Below are 21,325 nucleotides of genomic sequence, written 5' to 3'. Positions count from 1 at the left end.
AGCTTGGCGCCATGTTTCCAATTCGTGACCACAACCCCTCCGGGCGCACACCCTATGTCGTCTATGCGCTGATCCTTCTGAATGTCGGGATCTTCCTGAGTTATCAGCCGTTTATGGGGGACAATCTCCGTTTGGCCCAGTTCTTTCAGGACTGGGCCTTGCTTCCTGGCGAAGTCACTGAAGGACGCCAATTGCATGGGCTTGTGACATCCATGTTCCTGCACGGCGGCTGGATGCACCTCTTCGGTAACATGCTGTTTTTGTGGATCTTTGGTGACAACCTCGAAGATGAGATGGGCCACTTTGGCTTTCTCGCCTTCTACCTATTGTCCGGTCTCGGCGCGGATTTTGCCCAGATTGCCGCCGACTCGAATAGTCAAATCCCTATGGTGGGGGCCTCTGGAGCCATTGCCGGTGTGATGGGCGGCTACCTTTTGCTTTTCCCCAAGGCAAAGGTCGATATCTTGCTGATATTGATCATCATTTTCCGCATATTCACTGTCCCCGCGTGGGTCATGTTGGGCGTGTGGTTTGCCCTGCAGCTGTTTAATGGCCTGGCTGTCGATACGGCAGGCGGCGGCGTTGCCCATTGGGCGCATGCGGGCGGCTTTGTCGTCGGGGCCGTTTTGGCGATACCCGTGTGGCTCAAACGCGGCGGCACTGCCTATTGGCAGCATACCCACGGACATCCGCCCCACCCCGAAGCCAAATACAAACTCAGCCAAAGTTCGGTGCCCCGTGTAAGGAGAAAACGGCGATGAGCCACAAATTGACCTGCCATTGCGGCTCAGTAGAGCTGCGCGTGACGCTGGCCCAAGACCCAAGCGAAGCCATGTTGTGTGACTGTTCTTTCTGTCGTCGCCGCATGGTGCCAAATGTAGATGTGAAGCTCTCCGATCTGACAATCGTAAAAGGTCACGAATGCCTGACGCTGTACACATGGGGCACGGGCACTGCCAAACATTACTTTTGCCGCAACTGCGGGATTTACACACACCACCAACGCCGCTCACGTCCGGACGTCTATGGCGTCAGCATCGGCGCACTGGACGGCGTGAACCCCAGCGATTTTGCGCCGTTTGGCTGGGTTGACGGCGTCAATCACCCGTCAGACAAAAAAACCTGACCCAATTGGGCCAGGTTTCACTGTTTCACAGAGATGCAAAAGCCGCGTGACGACAGCGCGCGTTAAGCGTTGCGAATGACTTTTGCAAAGGTCGAGAAGATCGGCTCGTTTGCCACAATCATCTCGCCATCTTCCAGGATATTGCCTTCCGGGTTCATTGGCTCAACCAAAGCCCCGGCTTCCTTGGCAATCAGCAGGCCTGCGGCCACGTCCCATGGCTGCAGCTTGCGTTCCCAAAAGCCTTCGTACCGGCCTGCGGCCACATAGGCGAGGTCCAGAGACGCGGCGCCAAAGCGGCGTACACCGGCGGTGGCGGGCAACACGCGCGCCAGATCTTTCAGGGTCTCCGGCAGGTCGACACGCCCCGCAAATGGCAGGCCAGTTGCAAAGATCGACTCGATCATGCGGTGACGGGCCGACACGCGCAGGCGCAGGCTGTCATTGAGCCAGGCACCCTCGCCTTTTTCCGCATAAAACATCTCGTCTTTGGCGGCGTCAAACACCACACCCGCAACGATTTCGCCTTTATGTTCCAAGGCGATAGAGATCGCCCAGTGTGGCAAACCATGCAGGAAGTTGGTGGTGCCATCTAGCGGATCAACAATCCAGCGACGGGTTGGGTCTTTGCCCGCAATCTCGCCACCTTCTTCTGCGATCCAGCCGTATGTTGGACGCGCGCCCAGCAGCTCTTCTTTCAGGATTTCCTCGGCGGCGATGTCGGCACGGCTGACAAAGTCGCCGGCCCCTTTGGTCGACACCTGAAGGTTTTCAACTTCACGGAAGTCTTTGACCAGCGACCGGCCCGCTTTACGGGCGGCCTTCATCATGATGTTCAGATTTGCGCTGCCCGGCATGGCACGGCTCCTTTTGACACAGAGCGCGCGTATACGCCCGTAATCCCTTTTTGCCAAGGCCTTATAGGGGCTCGCGCATCGCTTTGGAAACGCCGCGTCACAAAAACTGGTTAAAATCCGCCTGCCCTTGCCAGAAAGGGTTGTGCCGCCCAAGCTGCGATCAAAGCTTTGGAGGATGCCCAGATGACAGAACAGATGCAGCGCATGGTGCTGGCAAGCCGGCCTACGGGGGAACCGCAGGACGAGAATTTCCGTTTGGAAACAGCGGACTTACCAACTATCGAAGATGGTGAGGTGCTGGTGCGTGTGCATTACATGTCGCTTGATCCCTATATGCGTGGGCGTATGGATGAAGCAAAATCTTACTCCGCTGCGGTGCAGATTGGTGAGACCATGGGCGGCGGTGCAGTTGGCGAGGTAATGGCCTCCAACCACAAGGATTTTGCCCCCGGAGATTTTGCCCTTGGCATGTTTGGGTGGGCCACGCATGGGGTGGCAAAAGGCCATGAAATGCAAAAGCTTAACCCCGGCCTGGCCCCGATCACCACAGCGCTTGGCGTGATGGGCATGCCCGGCTTTACGGGTTGGTTCGGGTTGACCGAATTGGGCAAACCCAAAGAGGGCGAGACGCTGGTTGTGGGGGCTGCAACTGGACCGGTGGGCTCGATGGTTGGACAGATTGCCAAATCCATGGGCCTGCGCGTGGTTGGGATTGCCGGCGGAGCAGAGAAATGTGCAAAGGCGACAGAGACTTACGGCTTTGACGCCTGCATCGATCACAAGGCGTTTGAAACCGCCAGTGGCCTGCGCAAGGCTGTGGCGGCAGAATGTCCGCAAGGCATTGATATTTATTTTGAAAACGTCGGTGGCAAACTGCTGGACGCCGTACTGCCGCTGATGAATGTGGGTGGGCGTATTCCGCTCTGTGGCATGATTGCCTGGTACAACGCCGGCGGGCTGGGTGCGGACGCGGCCATGGAGAGCCTGACAGGTCCACGGCTGTGGCGCACGATTCTAGTTAACCAACTGTCTGTGAACGGCTTTATCATCTCCAACCACTACGACCGCTATGGCGATTTCCTGCGCGATGTGGGGCCTAAACTGGCCGCTGGAGAGATCGCATATGGCGAGGATATTGCCGAAGGGTTGGAAAATGCGCCTGCAGCGTTCCGTTCCCTGTTGAAAGGCGGAAACACAGGCAAACAACTGGTGAAACTGATCTGATGTATCGCCGACCCAATGGGGGTGATTAAGGTTTGGCAAACGCCAAAAACCACGTCGGTATTGTGTCGGTATAACGGCTGTTTCGCGGAGGTGGGGGTTTTGTGCCCCTGCCCCCGGTGAACACAAAGTGCGGCGCGTTAATGCACCAGCAACCGCGCCTCACGCGCCTTCAACGACGGGCGGGCATCTTCGCCATAGACATGTAAGCCTTCGCTCAACAGTTCCGGGAACAGTTCGTAAATTTCGTCCTGCACCGCCTGCGCCATGGAGGAGAGACCCTGCTCGCCCGGCATAAAGCTCTCGCTGGGGATGCCGCCGCCGTAGATGATTTCGTGACAATCAAACAGCAGGTGCAGATAGGTAACTTCGCCGCCCTCGACTTGCACCACGGTGTCACCATTGATGAGGGCTTGCGCCGGGACCAGCACTTCGCTTTCGCCAAAGTTCACTTCAACCCGCCAGCCGCGCAGCATCATGCGGTGTTGCGGAGACACCATCAGCGGCACGTCATTGCCAAGCGCGCCGGGCGCAAAGCGGATGGGTGAAAGAGCCCCGCGTGCGAGTACCGTGCGGCGGCCAATCCAACGCAAAGGTTGGAAGCCATGGTCCATGGTCAGGATCATGTCGCCGGGTTCCAGCGCTTCCACCGGACGTTCGCCTTTTTGGGTGATGATCTTGGTGCCTTCAACAAAACACGGCACAAAATCCCATTCCTCCCGGCTCGCCGTCAGGCCGGAGTAGCGGTTGCCCAGTAGACTATCAAGGCTGATCGATTGGATTGGGCCCGCTTCCAGCGCCGCTTGGTCCGCATTGCTAGAAAACTCCGGCGCCAGATAAGCGTTGCCATTGGTGTCTTGAAACAGCACGGCGCTATAGGTGGCTGTGGTGCCGTCCACATAGGTGATTGTGGCATTGTACACGGCGGTGCCGTCAAAGGTCTGCGGGCTGCTGCCATCAACGGTGAAACGGTCGTTGGGACTGTTGTCCATGTCATAGGCCGAGCCAACATTGCCAACTGGTGAGATTTCAACAAAGTCGTTGACCAGCGGAGCACCAGCCCCGCCAAAAGTCAGCCCCACCAAGGCGGAGGCGTTTTCCGCCGTGGTGTTGCCTTCGTTGGTGTCGATGTCAGCCAATTGGCCAACGGAGATCGCATTAAACGTAGTAGGCATGGACAAATCTGGAGCCGCCCGCGCCGCGACCCTGACAGAGGCCAAATGCGCGCTGGGAGATACTCCACCCCCTAAACTGATGAACCGTTACGCAACAACATGGACATGAACGACCAGATTGTTCAGGGGGAGAAATACCAGAAGAGTCTCACCAACCCGTTTAAGTTGATTGGAGACGCCGTGCTTCTTTGCCTGCCAATTGAATCAAATCCTGCATGTAAGGCTTGTTCAGATCATCGGTGCGCGTGGCAGCAAACAAGGCTCGCGTCAGGCCTTTGTCAGTGATTGGGCGGGTCACATAATCAGACGAATACTTGACCTCGCGCACAACCCAGTCCGGCAAAACCGAAACGCCACGGTTGGAGGCCACAAGCAACAGGATCACAGCGGTAAGCTCCGCTTGCCGCACCGCCCCGGGTTCAACTTTGGCCGGGGTTAGCAGCTGAGAGAATACATCCAAACGTGACCGCTCTACCGGATAAGTGATCAGTGTTTCGCCGCGAAAGTCCTCTGCTTCGACAAAGTCTTTTTGCGCCAAAGGATGCGAAGACGAGGCTACAAAGACGGGCGCATAGTCAAACAGATGGCTGAACGACACATTGGGCATTTTCTCTGGATCAGAGCTGACCACCAGATCCACTTCTTCTTTCTGAAGCGCGGGCATGGCGTCAAAGGCCAGACCGGGGCGGATGTCCACGTCGACATCTGGCCAGTTCTTGCGGAATTGCTCCAGAACCGGGAACAGCCACTCAAAACAGGCGTGGCATTCAATGGCGATGTGCAGGCGGCCAGAGCTGCCCGCGCGCAGACCATTAAATTCCGCTTCAAGTTTTTCCACCTCAGGCAGCACCTGATTGGCCAGCCGCAGAAGGCGAACACCTGCGGCTGACAATTTCATTGGCTTGGAGCGGCGCACAAACAGCTCCACACCAGCCTGTTCTTCCAAACCTTTGATCTGGTGGGACAAAGCTGATTGCGTGATGTTGAGCTGATCTGCTGCGCGGGCCAGACCGCCACATTCATGAATGGCACGCACCGTGCGCAAGTGGCGGAATTCGATGTGCATCTTCATGTTTGGCTCATGACTTTCTTGAGTATTATGAATTTGCGTAAAGATGCCATGTGTGAGACATGAGGACAACCGCAAGTTACAGGATGCCCGTTATGACCACGCCTCAAGTCTCGTTTGAATTCTTCCCGCCGCAAAACCTGCAGGCGTCATTTCGGCTTTGGGACACTGTGCAAACGTTGGCACCGCTAAAACCACGTTTTGTTTCTGTGACTTATGGCGCTGGTGGCACCACACGTGACCTGACCCGCGAAGCCGTGGCCACCTTGCACAAATCCTCCGGCCTGAACGTGGCGGCGCATTTGACTTGTGTGAATGCCTCCAAGGTGGAGACTCTGGACATTGCAGACGGCTTTGCGGCGGCCGGTGTCTCTGAACTGGTGGCACTGCGCGGTGATCCGCCAAAAGGCAGCAACGGGTTTGAGCCACACCCCGAAGGCTTTGCCAACTCTCTGGAGCTGATCAACGCCCTGGCGGATACCGGCAAGTTCACCATTCGCGTGGGCGCCTACCCGGAGAAGCACCCGGAAGCAGCCGACATGGCGGCAGACGTGGAATGGCTCAAGCGCAAGATTGACGCCGGAGCGGATGAAGCGATCACACAATTCTTCTTTGAAGCCGAGACCTTCCTGCGGTTCCGCGATGCCTGTGCCAAAGCGGGCATCAACGCGCCCATCCTGCCCGGCGTGCTGCCGATCGAGAACTGGAAAGGCGTGCGCAAGTTTTCCGAGCGTTGTGGCACCTCTGTACCCGCCTGGCTGATCGACGCTTTTGAGAAAGCGGAACGGGACAACCGCGAAGACCTGCTGGCCACCGCCGTGTGCACCGAGATGTGCTCTGACCTGCTGGACGAAGGTGTGGACAGCCTGCACTTTTACACCATGAACCGTCCGGAACTGACCCGCGATGTGTGCCATGCTTTGGGTGTGACACCGGCGGTGAACTTGGAAAACGTGGCGTAACAGTCGCCCTGCCCCTCTTGAGACTCTCAGTGAATTGCGGCTTTCTTTAACGTGTTAAGGGAGGCCGTTTTCATGTCCGCACATCACTATGCCGTTTCGATTGATCAGTTGGCGTCAATGGACACCATCCTGTCGATGAGCGGGCTGGACTTTATGCGCGGGATTATCTCTGGCGAGCTGGCTGGGCCTCCTATTGGCCAGACGCTTGGCTTCAAGCCCATTGTGGCAGACGAAGGCACAGTGACCTTTGAAGGGACCCCCGAGTTCTGCACCATGAACCCGATTGGCACAGTGCATGGTGGTTGGTACGGGACCATCTTGGACAGCTGTATGGCCTGCGCCGTGCAGACCATGCTGAAACCCGGACAAATCTACACAACGCTGGAATACAAAATCAACATTCTGCGCCCGATACCTGTTGGTATGACGGTGCATGCGGTGGGCAAGGTGCAGCACGTGGGGCGCTCCACGGGCATTTCCACCGGCGAGGTGCGTGGGGTTGAGGATGGCAAGCTTTATGCCACCGGATCAACCACCTGCATCGTCATGCAGGGCCCGAAGCGGTAGCACTTAAGGGCTCTGCCCTCGGTGCAGTAGAGCTGCCCCTTCACCCGGGATATTTTTGGACTGTGAATGCGGGGTTGCGCCGGCTGCGCGCCTATCGCAGGGTCGCACCAAAATTGGAGGGTGACACATGCGGGCATTGTTGCAGCGGGTGAGTGAGGCGCAGGTGCGCGTCGATGGCGCCGTGATTGGTCAATGTGGACCTGGATTGATGGTGCTGGTCTGCGCGATGCAGGGCGACACCGAGGCGCAGGTGGAGAAGCTTGCTGCCAAAGTGGCCAAGTGCCGGATTTTTCACGATGAAAATGGCAAGATGAATAAGTCTGTGGCGGATATCGGCGGCAGCGCTTTGGTGATCAGCCAGTTTACCTTGGCGGCGGACACCCGCAGTGGCAACCGGCCGGGGTTTTCCACCGCAGCCGCGCCGGAGGACGGCAAACGGCTTTACGCGTTGTTTGCCCAGAAGCTTGGTGAGGTTGTGCCGGTGGAGACCGGGGAATTTGGCGCGGACATGAAGGTCTCGCTGACCAATGACGGGCCGGTGACCATCTGGATGGAGATCTGAGTCGAAAAGCCTCAGCTCTTTTTCACAAATTTGGTTAAGATCACAATCCGCTGGCTTTCGACCCGGCCTTCGATGTGCTCGGCATTGTCCATCACCAAAGAGATGTTGCGCACGGAAGTGCCCCGTTTGGCGGTGAAGCCGGCACCTTTCACAGGCAGGTCTTTGATCAACACCACGGTGTCGCCTGATGTGAGCGCCGCACCGTTGCTGTCGCGATGGATGACTGTATCCTCTGTATCCGAAAGACCAGCCTCTGCCCATGCCTGCACCTCTGGTTCCAGATAGGCCATGTCCAGCAAGTCCCGCGCCCAAGGCGCCTCGGGCAGCGCTTTAAGCAAGCGCCAGGCCAAAACCTGCACCGCAGGCTCCGTGCTCCAGATCGCCCCCTGTAGACATTGCCAATGGGGCCCGTCCAGTGGGCCGTCGGTGACGCCGGTGGCACAGAGGGCGCAGAGATCAACAGAGACATCCCGCGGCACAACAGCTAAGGGAGACACGGCGCCAGTGGCGCCGCAAAGAGCACAAGAAGTGGACATGAAGCGCTCCGCGCTTGAGAGGTTACTCGGTCATCGCCAGCGTGGCATTGATGGCCTTTTGCCAGCCCGCATAACGCCCTTCACGCCAGCTGTCATCCTGCTTTGGCGTGAACTGGCTCTCTTTCTCCCAAGTGGCAGCAAAGCCCGCCATGTCCGGATAGGCCCCAATTTGCATCCCCGCGAGCCAGGCTGCGCCTTTGGCAGTGCTTTCCGCCACCACAGGCCGGTCCACCGGCGCGCCCAGAATGTCAGACAGGAACTGCATCGCCCAATTGGAGGCAATCATACCACCATCGACGCGCAACACGGTGTCACCGGAGAAGTCAAAATCTGCCTGCATGGCTTCCAGCAAATCGCGCGTCTGAAACCCAACGCTTTCAAGCGCCGCGCGGGAAAACTCTTTGGGGCCAGAGCCGCGTGTCAAACCAAAGACCGCACCACGGGCTTCCGGGTTCCAATACGGCGCGCCCAGACCAACAAAGGCGGGCACAAGGATCAGTTCCTGCCCCGGGTCTGCCGCATCAGCCAAGGCAGCGGTCTCGGACGCATCGTTGATGATGCCCAGCCCGTCGCGCAGCCATTGCACCACCGCGCCAGCTATGAAGATGGCGCCTTCCAGCGCATAGGTCGGCTTGCCATCGAGCTGATAGGCGATGGTGGTCAGCAAACGGTTTTGCGAGGTCACTGGTGTGTCGCCAGTGTTCAGAAGCGCAAAGCAACCGGTGCCATAGGTCGACTTAAGCATGCCCGCCTCAAAACAGGCCTGGCCAATGGTCGCCGCCTGTTGATCGCCCGCGACACCGCGAATGGGGATCGCGGCGCCAAACAGATCGGCATCGGTTTCACCAAAATCGGCAGCGCAGTCTTTGACCTCCGGCAGCATCGACATCGGAATGCCAAGCAGCGCGCAGATGTCTTTGCTCCAGACACCGTTGTGGATGTCATAGATCAGCGTACGCGCCGCGTTGGTAGCGTCGGTGGCATGCACCTTGCCGCCGGTCAGCTTCCAAATCAGGTAGCAATCCACGGTGCCAAACAGCAGATCACCCGCCTCAGCCGCTGCGCGGGCGCCTTCGACGTTGTCCAAAATCCACTTGATCTTGGTGCCGGAGAAATAGGGATCCAGCAGTAGGCCGGTGGTGGCTTGCACTATCTCCGCATGACCGCCTGCCTTCAGTTCCTCGCAGATCGCGGCGGTGCGGCGGTCCTGCCAGACAATGGCGTTGTGCACCGGCTCGCCGGTTGTCTTGTTCCACACCAGCGTCGTCTCGCGCTGGTTGGTGATGCCAATGGCGTCGATGTCTTTGGCAGAAAGCTTGGCCTTCGCAAGTGCACCGGAACAGGTTTCCACCGTGGTGACCCAGATGTCCGCCGGATCATGCTCCACCCAGCCGGATTGTGGGAAGTGCTGTTCAAACTCCAACTGTGCGCTGGCAATCGGGCGGATGTCTCCGTCAAACACAATCGCGCGGCTGGATGTGGTGCCCTGATCAATGGCGAGAATATGGGTCATCTGTCCCCTCCCTGAACTCTGTTGCAGGCACAGTAGGCACGGAAAACTGTTACCGCAATCAGGAAGGACGCCGCTTGACGCCGCGCCCTACTATTTTTTTCGTAGATGTCCTTCATGGTCCCCAAATATCCCGGGGGTGAAGGCACCGCCCTGCGGTGACGAGGGGGCTGGCCCCCTCCCCTCTGCGCCGGATCAGGCCGCCGATTCGCCGCTGGCCCATTCCCATGGGCGGACAAAATCGCCCAGCACCTTGCCAACTTCTTCGTCTGTGGCATCGCCAGATTTTTTGATCTGTGCCACCAGACCACGCTTCTTGTCATCCAGGACAAAGTCGACCTGCGCTGGCACGCCTTCTTTCTCAAGGGCCGCGTTGTAGATGCGAGTGATGGCCGCTTTGCGCAGGTCCGGCTTGAAGATTTTGCCAACAGCGGTTTTGGGCAGCTCTGGCATGATCTCCACATATTTCGGATGCGCGGCACGTTCATGCACGTGCACCTTGGCGTGACTCATCAGGTCCTCAACTGTCGCGGTCGCGCCGTCCACGAGCTCAACATAGACACAGGGCACCTCACCGGAATGCGCGTCAGGCTGGCCAATCGCGCCAGCAAAGGCCACGTCGTGGTGCGCCAGCAGCGCCTCTTCAATCTCCGCCGGGTCAATGTTGTGGCCGCCACGGATGATCAGGTCTTTGGCCCGGCCGGTGATCCAGAGGTAGCCGTCCTCATCCAGACGCCCGAGGTCACCGGTGCGCAGGTGGGTGCCGTAGTGGAACAGATCAACGTTTTTGTCCGCTTCGGTGTAGGTGTTGCCCGCGTAAACGCCCGGGTTGGACACACAGATTTCGCCCACTTCGTCTGCAGCACATTCCACCGGACCGTCCGGCGTGTTCTTGATGATACGCACATCGGTGTAGGGGAACGGCAGGCCCACAGAGCCAACTTTCTTGGCGCCCGAAGGCGGGTTGCAGGACACAAGACAGGTCGCCTCGGTCAGGCCGTAGCCTTCAACAATGTCCACACCACAAGTGCTTTCAAAGCGTTTGAACAGCTCCATCGGCATCGGCGCGGAGCCGGAGAAGGCAGTTTTCACAGAGGAGATATCTGCATCCACCGGACGCTGCATCAGCGCGGACACGGCGGTTGGCACAGTGATGATGAAGGAGATTTTCCAGCGTTCGATCAGCTTCCAGAAGTTATCAAACACACCGTCGCCACGATAACCCGCAGGCGTTGGGAAGACTACATGCGCGCCGGATTTGATCGCCGCCTGCATGATGACGTGCACGGCAAATACGTGGAACAGCGGCAGTGGGCACATGATGTTGTCTTCTTCGGTGAAGAGCAGACGGTCGCCCAACCAGCCGTTGTAGATCATGCCGGAATAGAGGTGCTGTGCCACCTTGGGCATGCCGGTGGTGCCACCGGTGTGGAAATAGGCCCCTACCCGGTCACCTTCGCTGTCGGCAAACTGCAGCGTGGTTGGGTGTTTAGCCAGCTCCTTGTTGAAGTCTTTGAAATCCGCGTGCTGCGGGCCGGAGACCTTGGGTCGGATCAGTGGCACGATCCAAGATTTTGGCGGGGTCAGATATTTGACCAGATCGATTTCCAGTACGGTGTGCACATGTGGCGCGTGACGCACGGCCTCGGCCACCTTTTGGGCCACGTCGGTTTTGGGGAAGCCTTTGAGGGTCACCACCACTTTGGCGTCAGTCTCCCGCAGGATGGCGGAGATTTGCTCCGGCTCCAGCAGCGGGTTGATCGGGTTCACAATGCCCGCAACCATGCCACCGAGCAGCGCATACATGGTCTCGTTACAGTTTGGCAGCACAAAAGCCACGGTGTCTTTCTCACCCACGCCCAGATCGCGGAACATATTGGCGGCCTGGGTGGTCTTGGCGTGCAGCTCGGACCAGGTGACGGTTTCGGCTTTGTCTTTGGGGCCAGAGAAGATCTGATAGCTGACCGCAGGACGGTTTGGAAACTTGTCCTTGGTGTTGGTCAGCATCTCATAAACCGTGGTCGGGTTGTCCCGCTGATCCCACGGTTTTTCGTTCTCGATGGCTTTCAGGTCTGCCAAAGATTCAAAGCTCATAGTCTATTCTCCCCCCTTGGGTTGCTTGCCCCAATCCGCCAGACCTCCGCCTGTCTGCTCCGGTTGGACGCGTTCCGTCAAGATGATCCCAAAAACACCCTGCGCCCCGTTCAAGGCCAGCCGAACCTAAGGTCAAGCGCGCCTGAAACGTTACGTCAGATTAACCGTAAAAGGGATGCAGTCCACCTCAAAATCAGCCTGTGGTCGCGCGGCCTATTCAGCCGCGCTCCCTCTCTGATTTAGGCAGCGCCGGCGGTGAATTGAAGACGTGCCAGTTTGGCATAGAGCCCATCTTCAGCGACGAGGTCGTCGTGGCGGCCTTGGGCGACGATGCGCCCCTCTTCCATCACGATGATGCGGTCAGCCTTTTTCACGGTGGCCAAACGGTGCGCGACAATGATGGTGGTGCGGCTCTCAGCCAGCTCATCCACCGCCGCCTGCACCAGACGTTCGCTTTCCGCATCCAAGGCCGAAGTGGCCTCGTCCAGCAGCAACACAGGCGCGTCACGCAGTATGGCGCGGGCGATGGCGATGCGTTGTTTCTGACCACCTGACAGCATCACGCCACGCTCGCCCAATGGGCTGTCATAGCCCTCTGGCAAAGCCATGATAAAGTCATGTGCGGCGGCGGCTTTGGCGGCGACTTCGACCTCAGCATCGGTGGCGTCCAGCCGGCCAAAGCGGATGTTTTCACGCGCGCTGTCCGCAAAGATCACCGGATCTTGCGGCACCAGTGCCATATGCTGGCGGAAGTCGTCGCGCTGCATATCCTGCAGAGCCATGCCGTCCAACAAAACCTGACCTTCAACCGGATCATAAAAGCGCTGAATCATCTGAATGATGGTGGTTTTGCCAGCGCCGGACGGACCAACCAACGCCACCGTTTCACCGGGTTGAATGGTGAGGTTCACCGCATCCAACGCAGAAACATTTGGCCGCGACGGGTATTGGAAAGACACATTGTCAAAAGTGATTTCGCCCTGTGCTGGGGCGGACAACGCTTTTGGTGTTGCGGGATCATTCACGCTGTCTTCGGCATAAAGCAGCTCCACCAGACGCTCAGTTGCACCAGCGGCGCGCTGCAGTTCACTCCAGATCTCGGACAGAGCCCCGACGGCCCCGGCCACCATCACCGAATAGATCACAAACTGCACCAACACACCGACACTCATGCCACCGGCGCGCACGTCGCGTGCGCCCATCCAGAGCACAACAACCACGCCGGTGAAGATCAGGAAGATCACGATCATTGTGAGCAACGCACGCGTATTGATCCGGCGCATCGCTGCGCTGAGCGACAGGTCGGTCACCCGATCAAAGTTGGACCGGGTTTGGGTTTCATGGGTAAAGGCTTGCACGGTTTGCACCGACAAAAGCGCCTCAGAGGCGTTGCCGGAGCTTTCAGCAATCCAGTCCTGATTTTCCCGGCTGAGTTTGCGCAGACGACGGCCCAACACCATGATGGGCACAATCACCATCGGTACCACCAAAAGCACCATCAAGGTGAGCTTGGTGGAAGTGAACAGCATCAGCACCAAACCACCAAGGAACAGCAGCACATTGCGCAGCGCGATGGAAATCGACGAACCAATCACCGATTGGATCACGGTGGTGTCGGTGGTGATACGGCTGAGCACCTCGCCGGTCATGACGTTTTCGAAAAACGCCGGGCTCATGTTGATGACGCGCGCAAACACCGCTTTGCGAATGTCGGTCACAACCAGCTCACCCAGGCGCGTGACCAAAAGGTAGCGCAGCGCCGTGCCGACCGCCAACATTGCGGCAATGCCCAAAGCCGCCAGGAAGTATTTGTCCAGCAGCGCATCACTTTCGGTGCCGAAGTTGTCCACCACGCGGCGCACGGCCACGGGCAACATCAAAGACACAGAGGCGGTCAGCGTCAGGGCACACAGCGCCAGAAACACAAGAAACCGATAAGGGGCCAAAAACGGACGCAACCCACGCAGGGCGCCAATGTTCTTGCTTTTCTCGCGGTCTTGTTCGGTATTCGCGTGCTGCGGCTGTCTGGCCATCTTGGGGTCCTTGGCTTTCGTGTTAGCCGTTAGTGGACGCAGCATGCAGCCGGGTCAAGACGTCAGCGACGCATAAGCCTCATGCACCCCTGCGACATGGGATAGCACCCATGCGAAGTTCCGTGATTTCAGGGAAGTTTGACCTTGGAGCGGGTAGAGGGAATCGAACCCTCACCTTAAGCTTGGAAGGCTCTTATGATACCATTTCACCATACCCGCCCGAGGTTCGCTTGATGTATTTCAGCCTTTTGAGGAGGTCAAGTGGGTTCACCGAGTTTCCCGCAACTTGAGCGACTTTTCTTTTCACTGGCACAAAAAGTTTACCCGGCAAGGCGCTGGATTTGGGTGTCTTTTCAAAGACACATCTGGCCACAGTTGCCGACGGCGGCACCTCTACGCCTAGCGCTCACGTCCAGCACAGTCCAATCACCGAAGTTTACAAAAACAGCAGATCAATCGCGGTGAGCACAAGGAACACCGGGATAGAGATCACGGTGGCCAGAAGCACAGCAGCGGCTTTGGTCCATGTCACGGTCGGGGCCACCTGCCCCATTACGGCGGATTGTTTTGAGTTTCTCATTCTTTCATTAACCATGAATTAGGTTTCAGATGCGTTAATGGCGCTCATGTTGGATGTCTCTCTCCCCCTCCCCGCGTGTCCCTTGCAGCAGAGTGACGAATACCGTCAGGCTTTGTCGCTGATCGAGACGCAGACCAAGACGTTAAGTGACGGCACCTTGGTGCTGCGCCGCAAGATGGGTGGCGTGAACATCGCCATGTTGCCGCGCGCCACAATTGAGAAAGACACTTTGCCGGGTCTGATCCGCGAGGCTGGATTGCGGCGTGAAGTTTTGGTGATCAACCCGGACCATCCAGCCTCTTGGATGGGCACTCTGGGTGCGGTGCCGGTGATGACGCCCACCCATGTGGCGGAGCTGGACCTGACCGGCGATCTGCGCGGACAGCTGCATCAGAAATGGCGCAACCGCTTGGTGTTTGCCGAGGGTCAAGGCCTGCGCGTAACGCGGCAGAACCTTCCCATCAAACCCGACAACTGGATTTTACAACAGGACGCACAGCAACAGGCATCGCGCGGCTATTCGACTTGGTCGGACGCGCTCACGCTGGCCTATAGCAAGGCCAATCGCGGCAGTGCAAAACTGTTTACCGCCTTTGACGGCAAAGAGCCGGTCGCGGCAATGCTGTTCCTGTGTCACGGCGACGCCGCCACCTATCACATCAGCCACACCACCGAAGCCGGCCGCGCGGCCAGCGCGCACAACCTGCTTTTGTGGGAAGGCATGACCTGGCTGGCCAACAAAGGTGTCACCACGCTGGAACTCGGTCAGGTGGACACGGAAAAAGCCGCCGGTCTGGCGCGGTTCAAATTGGGCACCGGCGCCACCTTGCGGCCCTTAGGCGGCAGTTGGATTTGGTGGCCACCCTTAGGCAAACTGTTGTCGCCCCTAAGGTTTCTGGACCGCAAGGCAATGTCGGCAGGTTAACTCCTGCCGATGTGCGCCGTGGCTTCGATCTCCAAAAGCGCTTCGTCTTCTACGAGATCAGCCACCACAACCAAGGACATCGCCGGGAAATGTCGCCCCATGACCGATCGGTAAGCCTGTCCAACCTCGCGTTGATGCGCGAGGTACTCAGATTTGCTTTTCACAAACCACGTCAGCCGCGCAATATCACTTGGCTGCCCGCCCGCGGCTTCAACAATCTCGCGGATATTTTGTAGCACCTGCGTCATCTGGCCAATGAAATCATGGCTTTCAAAGACCTTCTGACTGTTCCAGCCAATCTGCCCGCCAATGTGCAGCGTGCCGTCTTCGGCCAGCATGCCGTTGGCGTAGCCCAGCGCGGGCGCCCAGCCCTCAGGATGTATCGTTTTCAAACCCATTGTCCTCGTCTTACGTCACGCGTGAGCGCACGTTGTACTTCTCTTCGCGCCAAATCTCATTGGTCATCACATCCTCGATGATCTTTGCAGCAGCCACAATATCCGCGTCATCCAGATAGAGCGGTGTGAAGCCAAAGCGCATGATGTTGGGGGCACGGAAATCGCCAATCACCCCACGATCAATGATTGCCTGCATCGCGGCATAGCCATTCTTAAAGGCAAAGGACACCTGCGAGCCGCGCGCATTGGCGTCCCGTGGGCTGGCGAGCGTCAACATGGGACAACGCGCCTCGACCTCTTTGATAAACAGATCAGACAAGCGTTGCGATGCGGCGCGCAGTTCCGCCATGTCGACGCCGTCCCAAGCCTTCAGCGCCTCTTGCAAAACGCCCAATTGCAGGATCGGCGGGGTGCCCACACGCATCCGTTCGGTCGCAGAAGCCGGGCGATAGTTCAACTCCATCGCAAATGGCGCATCATGGCCCAACCAACCGGACAGCGCTGGCTCAATTCCATCCACAATGTCAGGACGCACATAGATAAACGCAGGCGCACCCGGCCCGCCGTTGAGATATTTGTAGGTACAGCCCACCGCAAACTCGGCGTTGCAACCCGCCATATCCACCGCCAGCGCCCCGGCGGAATGCGCCAGATCCCAGATCATCACCGCACCGACTTCATGTGCGCGTTTGGTGATAGCCTGCATGTCGTGCATCCGACCAGAGCGGTAATCCACCTGCGTCAGCATCACCACGGCGACGTCGTCAGAGATGGCCTCGGCCACATCTTCAGGCGCAGGGGTGCGCAACTCGTAGCCTTGATCCAGCGTCTTGATCAGGCCTTCGGCCATGTAGAGATCGGAGGGAAAGTTGCCATTATCAGACAGGATCACCTTGCGATCCGGGCGCATTTTCAGCGCCGCCGCCAAGGCCTGGTAGACTTTGATCGACAGCGTATCACCGGTGGCGACAGACCCTGCTGGTGCACAGATCAAGTCACCAATCCGATCTCCAACAACCTGCGGCAGAGCCATCCAGCCAGCGGTGTTCCAGGCTTTGATGAGTTGCCCGCCCCACTCCTCAGTGATGGTCTTTTGCGCGCGCTCAGCCGCGCCCTTGGGCAGCACGCCCAGTGAGTTGCCATCGAGGTAGATCACGCCCTCAGGCACATCAAACAGCTCTTTTCTAGGAAGGGTCACGCCCATGCTCACAAATCTCCGCGCAGGTGCCAAAGTTCAGGAAAGAGCTCCACATCCAGCATCCTGCGCAGATACTGCACGCCCGACGTGCCGCCGGTCCCGCGTTTGAAGCCGATCACCCGTTCTACCGTGGTGACGTGATTAAACCGCCAGCGGCGGAAGTAATCCTCCAGATCAACCAGTTTCTCCGCCAGCTCATACAGCCGCCAATGGGTGTCCACATCCTCATAGACGGTTTTCCAGCGCGCCTGAACCTCATCAACCACAGAGTGCGGTTGATTGAGCTGCGGAGCAGGCATGGCGCTGTCATCCCCATCCAGCGAGACATAAAGATAGCGGATCACCTCGTCATAAAAGCTCGGTTGCGCCAATTCTGCTTCCAATGCGGCCTTGGCCTCCGGCACATGGGCGTGCGGCTTCACCATATTGGGATTGCGATTACCCAGCACATATTCAATCAACCGGTACTGATGGCTCTGAAAACCGGAGCTTGGTCCCAGACTTTCGCGGAATGTGGTGTAATCCGCCGGTGTCATCGTACGCAGCACATCCCAGGCGTTGTTGAGCTGTTCAAATATCCGGCTGACTCGCGCGAGCATCTTGAACATATGGCTCAAGTCACCGGATTTGAGCGCCTCCCGCGCTGCGCCAAGTTCATGCAACGCCAGTTTCATCCACAGCTCAGACGTCTGGTGCTGGATGATAAACAACATCTCATCATGCGCCTCAGACTGCGGGTGCTGCTGGTTCAGGATGCCGTCCAGATGCAGATAGTCGCCATAGGACATGGAATCCTTGAAGGACATTTTGGCCCCGTCGCTGGACGGATCATAAGCTTTCTCAGTCATTGGGCAGTCCTTAAGTTTTTGGCCTCAGGCGGAAGCGCTGAATTTTCCCGGTTTCCGTCTTGGGTAGCGCGTCGGTGAACACCACCGAGCGCGGATATTTAAAGGGGGCGATGGAGGCTTTCACGTGATCTTGCAACTCTTTGGTCATGGCTTCATCACCGACCCCGCTGGCCAGTACCACATGCGCCTCCACAATCGCCCCGCGCGCCTCATCCGGCACAGCAATCACAGCACATTCCGTCACAGCCTCATGCGCCAGCAAAGCCGCCTCCACTTCGGGACCCGCGATGTTGTAGCCAGATGAAATGATCATGTCGTCGTTGCGCGCGGCAAAGTGGAAGTAACCGTCCTCGTCCTGCCAGAAGGCATCGCCAGAGATGTTCCAGCCGTCCACCACATATTCGTCCTGCCGTTCGCCTCCCAGATAGCGACATCCGGTTGGGCCACGAACGGCCAGTCGTCCCACTTCGCCACGTGGCAAAGACGCGCCATCCAGTCCCACCACCTTAGCCTCATAACCGGTCACAGGCTTGCCAGTGCAGGCCGGGCGGTGATCGTCAAACCGGTTAGAGATGAAGATATGCAGCAACTCCGTTGCACCAATGCCATCGAGCATCGGCTTGCCAGTCTTGGCCTGCCATTCTTCATAGACCGGCGCAGGCAAAGTCTCCCCCGCGCTCACAGCGGCCCTCAAGGAAGACAAGTCCGCCCCCTCGTCCATCGCCGCCAGCATCGCGCGATAGGCGGTTGGCGCGGTGAAACACACAGTCGCTTTGTACTTCTCGATGATCTCAATCATATTGGGCGGCGTGGCCTGCTCCAACAACGTCGCCGCGGCGCCAAATCGCAATGGGAAGATCGCCAGCCCGCCAAGACCAAAGGTAAAGGCCAAAGGTGGAGAGCCGACAAAGACATCCTCCGGCTGTACGTCCAGCACTTCCTTGGCGTAGCCATCGGCAATGATCATCAGATCGCGATGGAAATGCATGGTGCCTTTGGGCTCACCCGTGCTGCCGGAGGTGAACCCGATCAGCGCCACATCATCCGCGGCTGTCGGCACGGCCTCAAAGGTTACAGGCTTCTCCAGCGCCAGCCGGTCCAGCTCTGCATCGTGGTTGGCTGTGCCGTCAAAGCCGATCACTTTCAGCCCGTCACAGGCCTCCGCACAGGCCGTCATTTCTTCCATCAACCGCGTGTCACAAATGGCGTGGCTGATCTCTGCCTTCTCGACATATTTGGTCAGTTCCACCGCGCGCAGCATCGGCATGGTGTTCACCACCACCGCGCCGGCCTTAGTGGCGGCCAGCCAACAGGCCACCATGGCCGGATTATTTGCAGAACGAATAAGTACGCGATTTCCTGGCCTTACCCCCAGATCCTCAACCAACACATGCGCCAGCCGGTTGGTCCAGTCCGTCAGTTCCTTGTAGGTCCGGCGGCGCCCATTCCCGATCAACGCCGTGTTGTCGCCAAAGCCTTTGGCGACCATGCCATCGGTCAACTCCCACCCAGCGTTCATCTGCTCCGGATAGTCAAACCCCGCCAGCAACAGGTCCGGCCACATCTCTTTGGGCGGGAGATTGTCCCGCGTGAAGCTGTCTTCATGTGCGCTTGCGCCCATCATTTCCCTGCTCCTTCTGCTGCTGCATTTGCCAAGGTCTGGCGGGCAATCACCACGCGCTGCACATCGCTGGCACCTTCATAAATCCGCAAGGCCCGGATCTCGCGATAGAGCCGCTCCACCACCTCGCCGGATTTCACCCCGTCGCCACCAAACAGCTGCACCGCCTTATCGATCACCTGCTGCGCGCGGTCGGTGGCAAACAGTTTCGCCATCGCCGCTTCGCGCGTCACCCGGGGTGCACCGGAATCCTTGGCCCAGGCCGCGCGGTAGACCAGCAACGCCGCCGCATCCACATCCAGCGCCATATCCGCAATATGCCCCTGCACCATCTGCAACTCAAACAACGGCGCGCCCTGGACTTCCCGCGTTTGCACCCGCGCCACGGCCTCATCCAACGCGCGACGGGCAAAGCCCAATGCCGCCGCCGCCACAGTTGAGCGGAACACGTCCAACACCGACATGGCGATGGCAAAGCCGCGCCCTGCTTCGCCAATCAGCGCATTTGCGGGAATTCGGCAATCCTCAAACCGCAAGGTTGCCAAAGGATGTGGCGCGATGGTTTCCAAGCGCTCCACCACCGACAGGCCCGGCGTGTCCGCGGGCACCACAAAGGCGCTTAGCCCTTTGGCCCCCGGCGCCTCGCCGGTGCGGGCAAAGACCGTATACACATCGGCAATGCCGCCGTTGGAAATCCAAGTCTTTTCGCCATTGAGTACAAAGTCATCGCCTTTCCGCGTGGCAGTCATAGTGGAATTGGCCACATCAGAACCAGACTGCGGCTCGGTCAGCGCAAAAGCCGCAATCGCCTTGCCCGCGCGCGTCAACGGCAGCCATTTGGCCTTCTGTTCGTCCGTGCCAAACAGCGAAATCGCCCCGGTGCCCAAACCCTGCATGGCAAAGGCAAAATCTGCCAGCCCATCATGGCGTGCTAGAATCTCCCGGCTCAAGCACAAGGTCCGCACATCCAACGCGCCCTCCTCAGAGGCCGTGGCTTGCAAGAATCCCGCCTCACCCAATTGCGCAACCAAGTCGCGGCAGGTGCCATCCACATCGGTGTGGTTCACAGAGGCCAAGGCACTCTCGGCCCAGGCCTCTAACTCAGCGGCCCGTGCACGATGACCCACCTCAAAGAAAGGCCAGTCCAAAAAAGTTTGATCCGCCATGTGAAAGCCTCCCCTGCTTTCTCATTCGTCAAATATCTCGGGGGTTCGGGGGCTGCCCCCCGGCTACCCTCGCGTGATCAGTCGCCTTCAAACACCGGCCGCTCTTTGGCAACAAAGGCATGATAAGCCCGGTGGAAATCCTGCCCCTGCATACAAATCGCCTGTGCCTGTGCCTCTGCCTCGATCGCTTGCTCAATCGACATCGACCATTCCTGCGCCAGCATGGTTTTGGTCATCATATTGGCAAACCCCGGCCCATCCGCGATGCGCCGCGCCAAAGCCTGCGCCTCGCCCATCAAAGCATCCGCCTCAACCACGCGGTTGAAATAGCCCCAGGCGTGACCTTCTTCCGCCGTCATCGCGCGGCCCAAATACAGCAGCTCCGCCGCCCGACCTTGGCCGATGATACGCGGCAGGATTGCGCAGGCCCCCATGTCGCAGCCCGCCAATCCTACGCGGTTGAACAGGAACGCGGTCTTGGCCTCTGGCGTGGCAATACGCAGATCAGACGCCATCGAAATGATCGCCCCTGCGCCTGCACAAACCCCGTCCACCGCCGCAATGATCGGCTTGCCGCAATTCACCATGGCTTTGACCAGATCGCCGGTCATGCGGGTGAAGGCCAAAAGCTCTTTCATTGTCATCTTGGTCAGCGGGCCGATGATGTCATGCACATCGCCGCCGGAGCTGAAGTTGCCACCATTGGGGGCAAACACCACCGCTTTGACCTCGTCATCATAGCTCAAATCGCGAAAACAGTCGCGCAGCTCAGCATAGCTGTCAAAGGTCAGCGGGTTTTTCCGCTCCGGCCGGTTCAATTGCACCGTCGCGATGCCATCCACAACACTGCACAAAAAGTGCTCCACATCCGTGCGCATCG

Annotated in this window: 21 protein-coding genes and 1 tRNA gene; 7 read left to right on the top strand and 15 right to left on the bottom strand. The window is 58.5% G+C overall.

Annotation, left to right across the window (positions count from 1 at the left end; genetic code table 11):
- The first annotated feature begins 11 nt into the window (after positions 1-11).
- Both JXR15_RS09180 and JXR15_RS09175 read left to right on the top strand, forming a co-directional pair.
- A complete protein-coding gene (locus JXR15_RS09180) occupies positions 12-761 on the top strand; it encodes a rhomboid family intramembrane serine protease (RefSeq protein WP_422052934.1) in 750 nt (249 codons plus the stop codon).
- Positions 758-1,126, top strand: coding sequence for a GFA family protein (locus JXR15_RS09175; RefSeq protein WP_422052933.1), 369 nt, complete (start codon positions 758-760; stop codon positions 1,124-1,126). The genes JXR15_RS09180 and JXR15_RS09175 overlap by 4 nt, the downstream gene beginning before the upstream one ends.
- A gap of 62 nt (positions 1,127-1,188) precedes the next feature.
- Here the strand turns inward: JXR15_RS09175 and JXR15_RS09170 are convergent, their stop codons facing one another.
- On the bottom strand, positions 1,189-1,980 hold the full coding sequence (locus JXR15_RS09170) for an inositol monophosphatase family protein (RefSeq protein ID WP_422052932.1): 792 nt from the start codon (positions 1,978-1,980) through the stop codon (positions 1,189-1,191).
- 183 nt (positions 1,981-2,163) lie between these two features.
- On the opposite strand from JXR15_RS09170, the gene JXR15_RS09165 reads away from it, so the two are divergent.
- Positions 2,164-3,204: an NADP-dependent oxidoreductase gene (locus JXR15_RS09165; RefSeq protein ID WP_422052931.1), complete on the top strand. Its 1,041-nt coding sequence runs from the start codon at positions 2,164-2,166 to the stop codon at positions 3,202-3,204.
- Positions 3,205-3,341: 137 nt separating this feature from the next.
- Here JXR15_RS09165 and JXR15_RS09160 read toward each other — a convergent pair whose 3' ends face one another.
- Both JXR15_RS09160 and JXR15_RS09155 read right to left on the bottom strand, forming a co-directional pair.
- Positions 3,342-4,376, bottom strand: a complete 1,035-nt coding sequence (locus tag JXR15_RS09160; RefSeq protein WP_422052930.1) for a Hint domain-containing protein — start codon at positions 4,374-4,376, stop codon at positions 3,342-3,344.
- Between the two features lie 160 nt (positions 4,377-4,536).
- Entirely contained in the window at positions 4,537-5,442 is a 906-nt protein-coding gene (locus JXR15_RS09155) for a LysR family transcriptional regulator (protein WP_422053707.1), read from the bottom strand.
- A gap of 98 nt (positions 5,443-5,540) precedes the next feature.
- Between JXR15_RS09155 and metF the strand changes: the two genes are divergently transcribed.
- The 3 genes from metF to dtd all read left to right on the top strand — a co-directional run bounded on the left by metF (position 5,541) and on the right by dtd (position 7,536).
- Entirely contained in the window at positions 5,541-6,407 is an 867-nt protein-coding gene (gene metF, locus JXR15_RS09150) for a methylenetetrahydrofolate reductase [NAD(P)H] (protein ID WP_422052929.1), read from the top strand.
- 72 nt (positions 6,408-6,479) lie between these two features.
- The gene (locus JXR15_RS09145; RefSeq protein WP_422052928.1) at positions 6,480-6,974 is read left to right on the top strand and encodes a PaaI family thioesterase; all 495 of its coding nucleotides are present in this window, start codon (positions 6,480-6,482) and stop codon (positions 6,972-6,974) included.
- 127 nt (positions 6,975-7,101) lie between these two features.
- Entirely contained in the window at positions 7,102-7,536 is a 435-nt protein-coding gene (gene dtd / locus JXR15_RS09140; RefSeq protein WP_422052927.1) for a D-aminoacyl-tRNA deacylase, read from the top strand.
- 11 nt (positions 7,537-7,547) lie between these two features.
- On the opposite strand, the gene JXR15_RS09135 is transcribed toward dtd, so the two are convergent.
- From JXR15_RS09135 to JXR15_RS09110, 6 genes are all read right to left on the bottom strand, one after another.
- Positions 7,548-8,072 carry an alkylphosphonate utilization protein gene (locus tag JXR15_RS09135; protein WP_422052926.1) on the bottom strand — a complete coding sequence of 175 codons (525 nt, stop codon included), beginning with the start codon at positions 8,070-8,072 and terminating at the stop codon, positions 7,548-7,550.
- A 22-nt stretch (positions 8,073-8,094) separates the two neighbouring features.
- A complete protein-coding gene (glpK, locus tag JXR15_RS09130; RefSeq protein ID WP_422052925.1) occupies positions 8,095-9,585 on the bottom strand; it encodes a glycerol kinase GlpK in 1,491 nt (496 codons plus the stop codon).
- A gap of 192 nt (positions 9,586-9,777) precedes the next feature.
- Positions 9,778-11,676 (bottom strand): acyl-CoA synthetase, encoded by a 1,899-nt coding sequence (locus tag JXR15_RS09125; protein WP_422052924.1) that lies wholly within the window; start codon positions 11,674-11,676, stop codon positions 9,778-9,780.
- A 239-nt stretch (positions 11,677-11,915) separates the two neighbouring features.
- Positions 11,916-13,709: an ABC transporter transmembrane domain-containing protein gene (locus JXR15_RS09120; RefSeq protein ID WP_422052923.1), complete on the bottom strand. Its 1,794-nt coding sequence runs from the start codon at positions 13,707-13,709 to the stop codon at positions 11,916-11,918.
- Between the two features lie 145 nt (positions 13,710-13,854).
- Positions 13,855-13,928, bottom strand: a tRNA-Gly gene (locus JXR15_RS09115).
- 217 nt (positions 13,929-14,145) lie between these two features.
- The gene (locus tag JXR15_RS09110) at positions 14,146-14,289 is read right to left on the bottom strand and encodes a hypothetical protein (RefSeq protein ID WP_422052922.1); all 144 of its coding nucleotides are present in this window, start codon (positions 14,287-14,289) and stop codon (positions 14,146-14,148) included.
- A 37-nt stretch (positions 14,290-14,326) separates the two neighbouring features.
- Here JXR15_RS09110 and JXR15_RS09105 point away from each other — a divergent pair, with 37 nt between their 5' ends.
- Positions 14,327-15,214, top strand: a complete 888-nt coding sequence (locus tag JXR15_RS09105) for a GNAT family N-acetyltransferase (RefSeq protein WP_422052921.1) — start codon at positions 14,327-14,329, stop codon at positions 15,212-15,214.
- Here the strand turns inward: JXR15_RS09105 and JXR15_RS09100 are convergent.
- The 6 genes from JXR15_RS09100 to JXR15_RS09075 all read right to left on the bottom strand — a co-directional run bounded on the left by JXR15_RS09100 (position 15,211) and on the right by JXR15_RS09075 (position 21,323).
- Complete coding sequence (locus JXR15_RS09100; RefSeq protein WP_422052920.1) at positions 15,211-15,612, bottom strand: RidA family protein; 402 nt, start codon at positions 15,610-15,612, stop codon at positions 15,211-15,213. The two genes, JXR15_RS09105 and JXR15_RS09100, sit on opposite strands and share 4 nt — an antisense overlap.
- 10 nt (positions 15,613-15,622) lie before the next feature.
- Positions 15,623-16,816, bottom strand: a complete 1,194-nt coding sequence (gene kynU / locus JXR15_RS09095; RefSeq protein ID WP_422052919.1) for a kynureninase — start codon at positions 16,814-16,816, stop codon at positions 15,623-15,625.
- A gap of 2 nt (positions 16,817-16,818) precedes the next feature.
- Positions 16,819-17,658: a tryptophan 2,3-dioxygenase gene (locus JXR15_RS09090; RefSeq protein WP_422052918.1), complete on the bottom strand. Its 840-nt coding sequence runs from the start codon at positions 17,656-17,658 to the stop codon at positions 16,819-16,821.
- 10 nt (positions 17,659-17,668) lie between these two features.
- On the bottom strand, positions 17,669-19,282 hold the full coding sequence (locus JXR15_RS09085; RefSeq protein ID WP_422052917.1) for an AMP-binding protein: 1,614 nt from the start codon (positions 19,280-19,282) through the stop codon (positions 17,669-17,671).
- A complete protein-coding gene (locus JXR15_RS09080; protein ID WP_422052916.1) occupies positions 19,279-20,445 on the bottom strand; it encodes an acyl-CoA dehydrogenase family protein in 1,167 nt (388 codons plus the stop codon). Before JXR15_RS09080 ends, JXR15_RS09085 begins: the two co-directional genes overlap by 4 nt.
- A gap of 77 nt (positions 20,446-20,522) precedes the next feature.
- Entirely contained in the window at positions 20,523-21,323 is an 801-nt protein-coding gene (locus JXR15_RS09075; protein WP_422052915.1) for an enoyl-CoA hydratase family protein, read from the bottom strand.
- Positions 21,324-21,325: the final 2 nt, after the last annotated feature.

The sequence above is a fragment of the Shimia sp. genome (genome assembly GCF_049116215.1).
In the GTDB taxonomy this organism is placed as follows: Bacteria; Pseudomonadota; Alphaproteobacteria; order Rhodobacterales; family Rhodobacteraceae; genus Shimia.
Note: the sequence above shows the minus strand (reverse complement) of the source record. Positions and strands in the feature narration are given on the sequence as shown.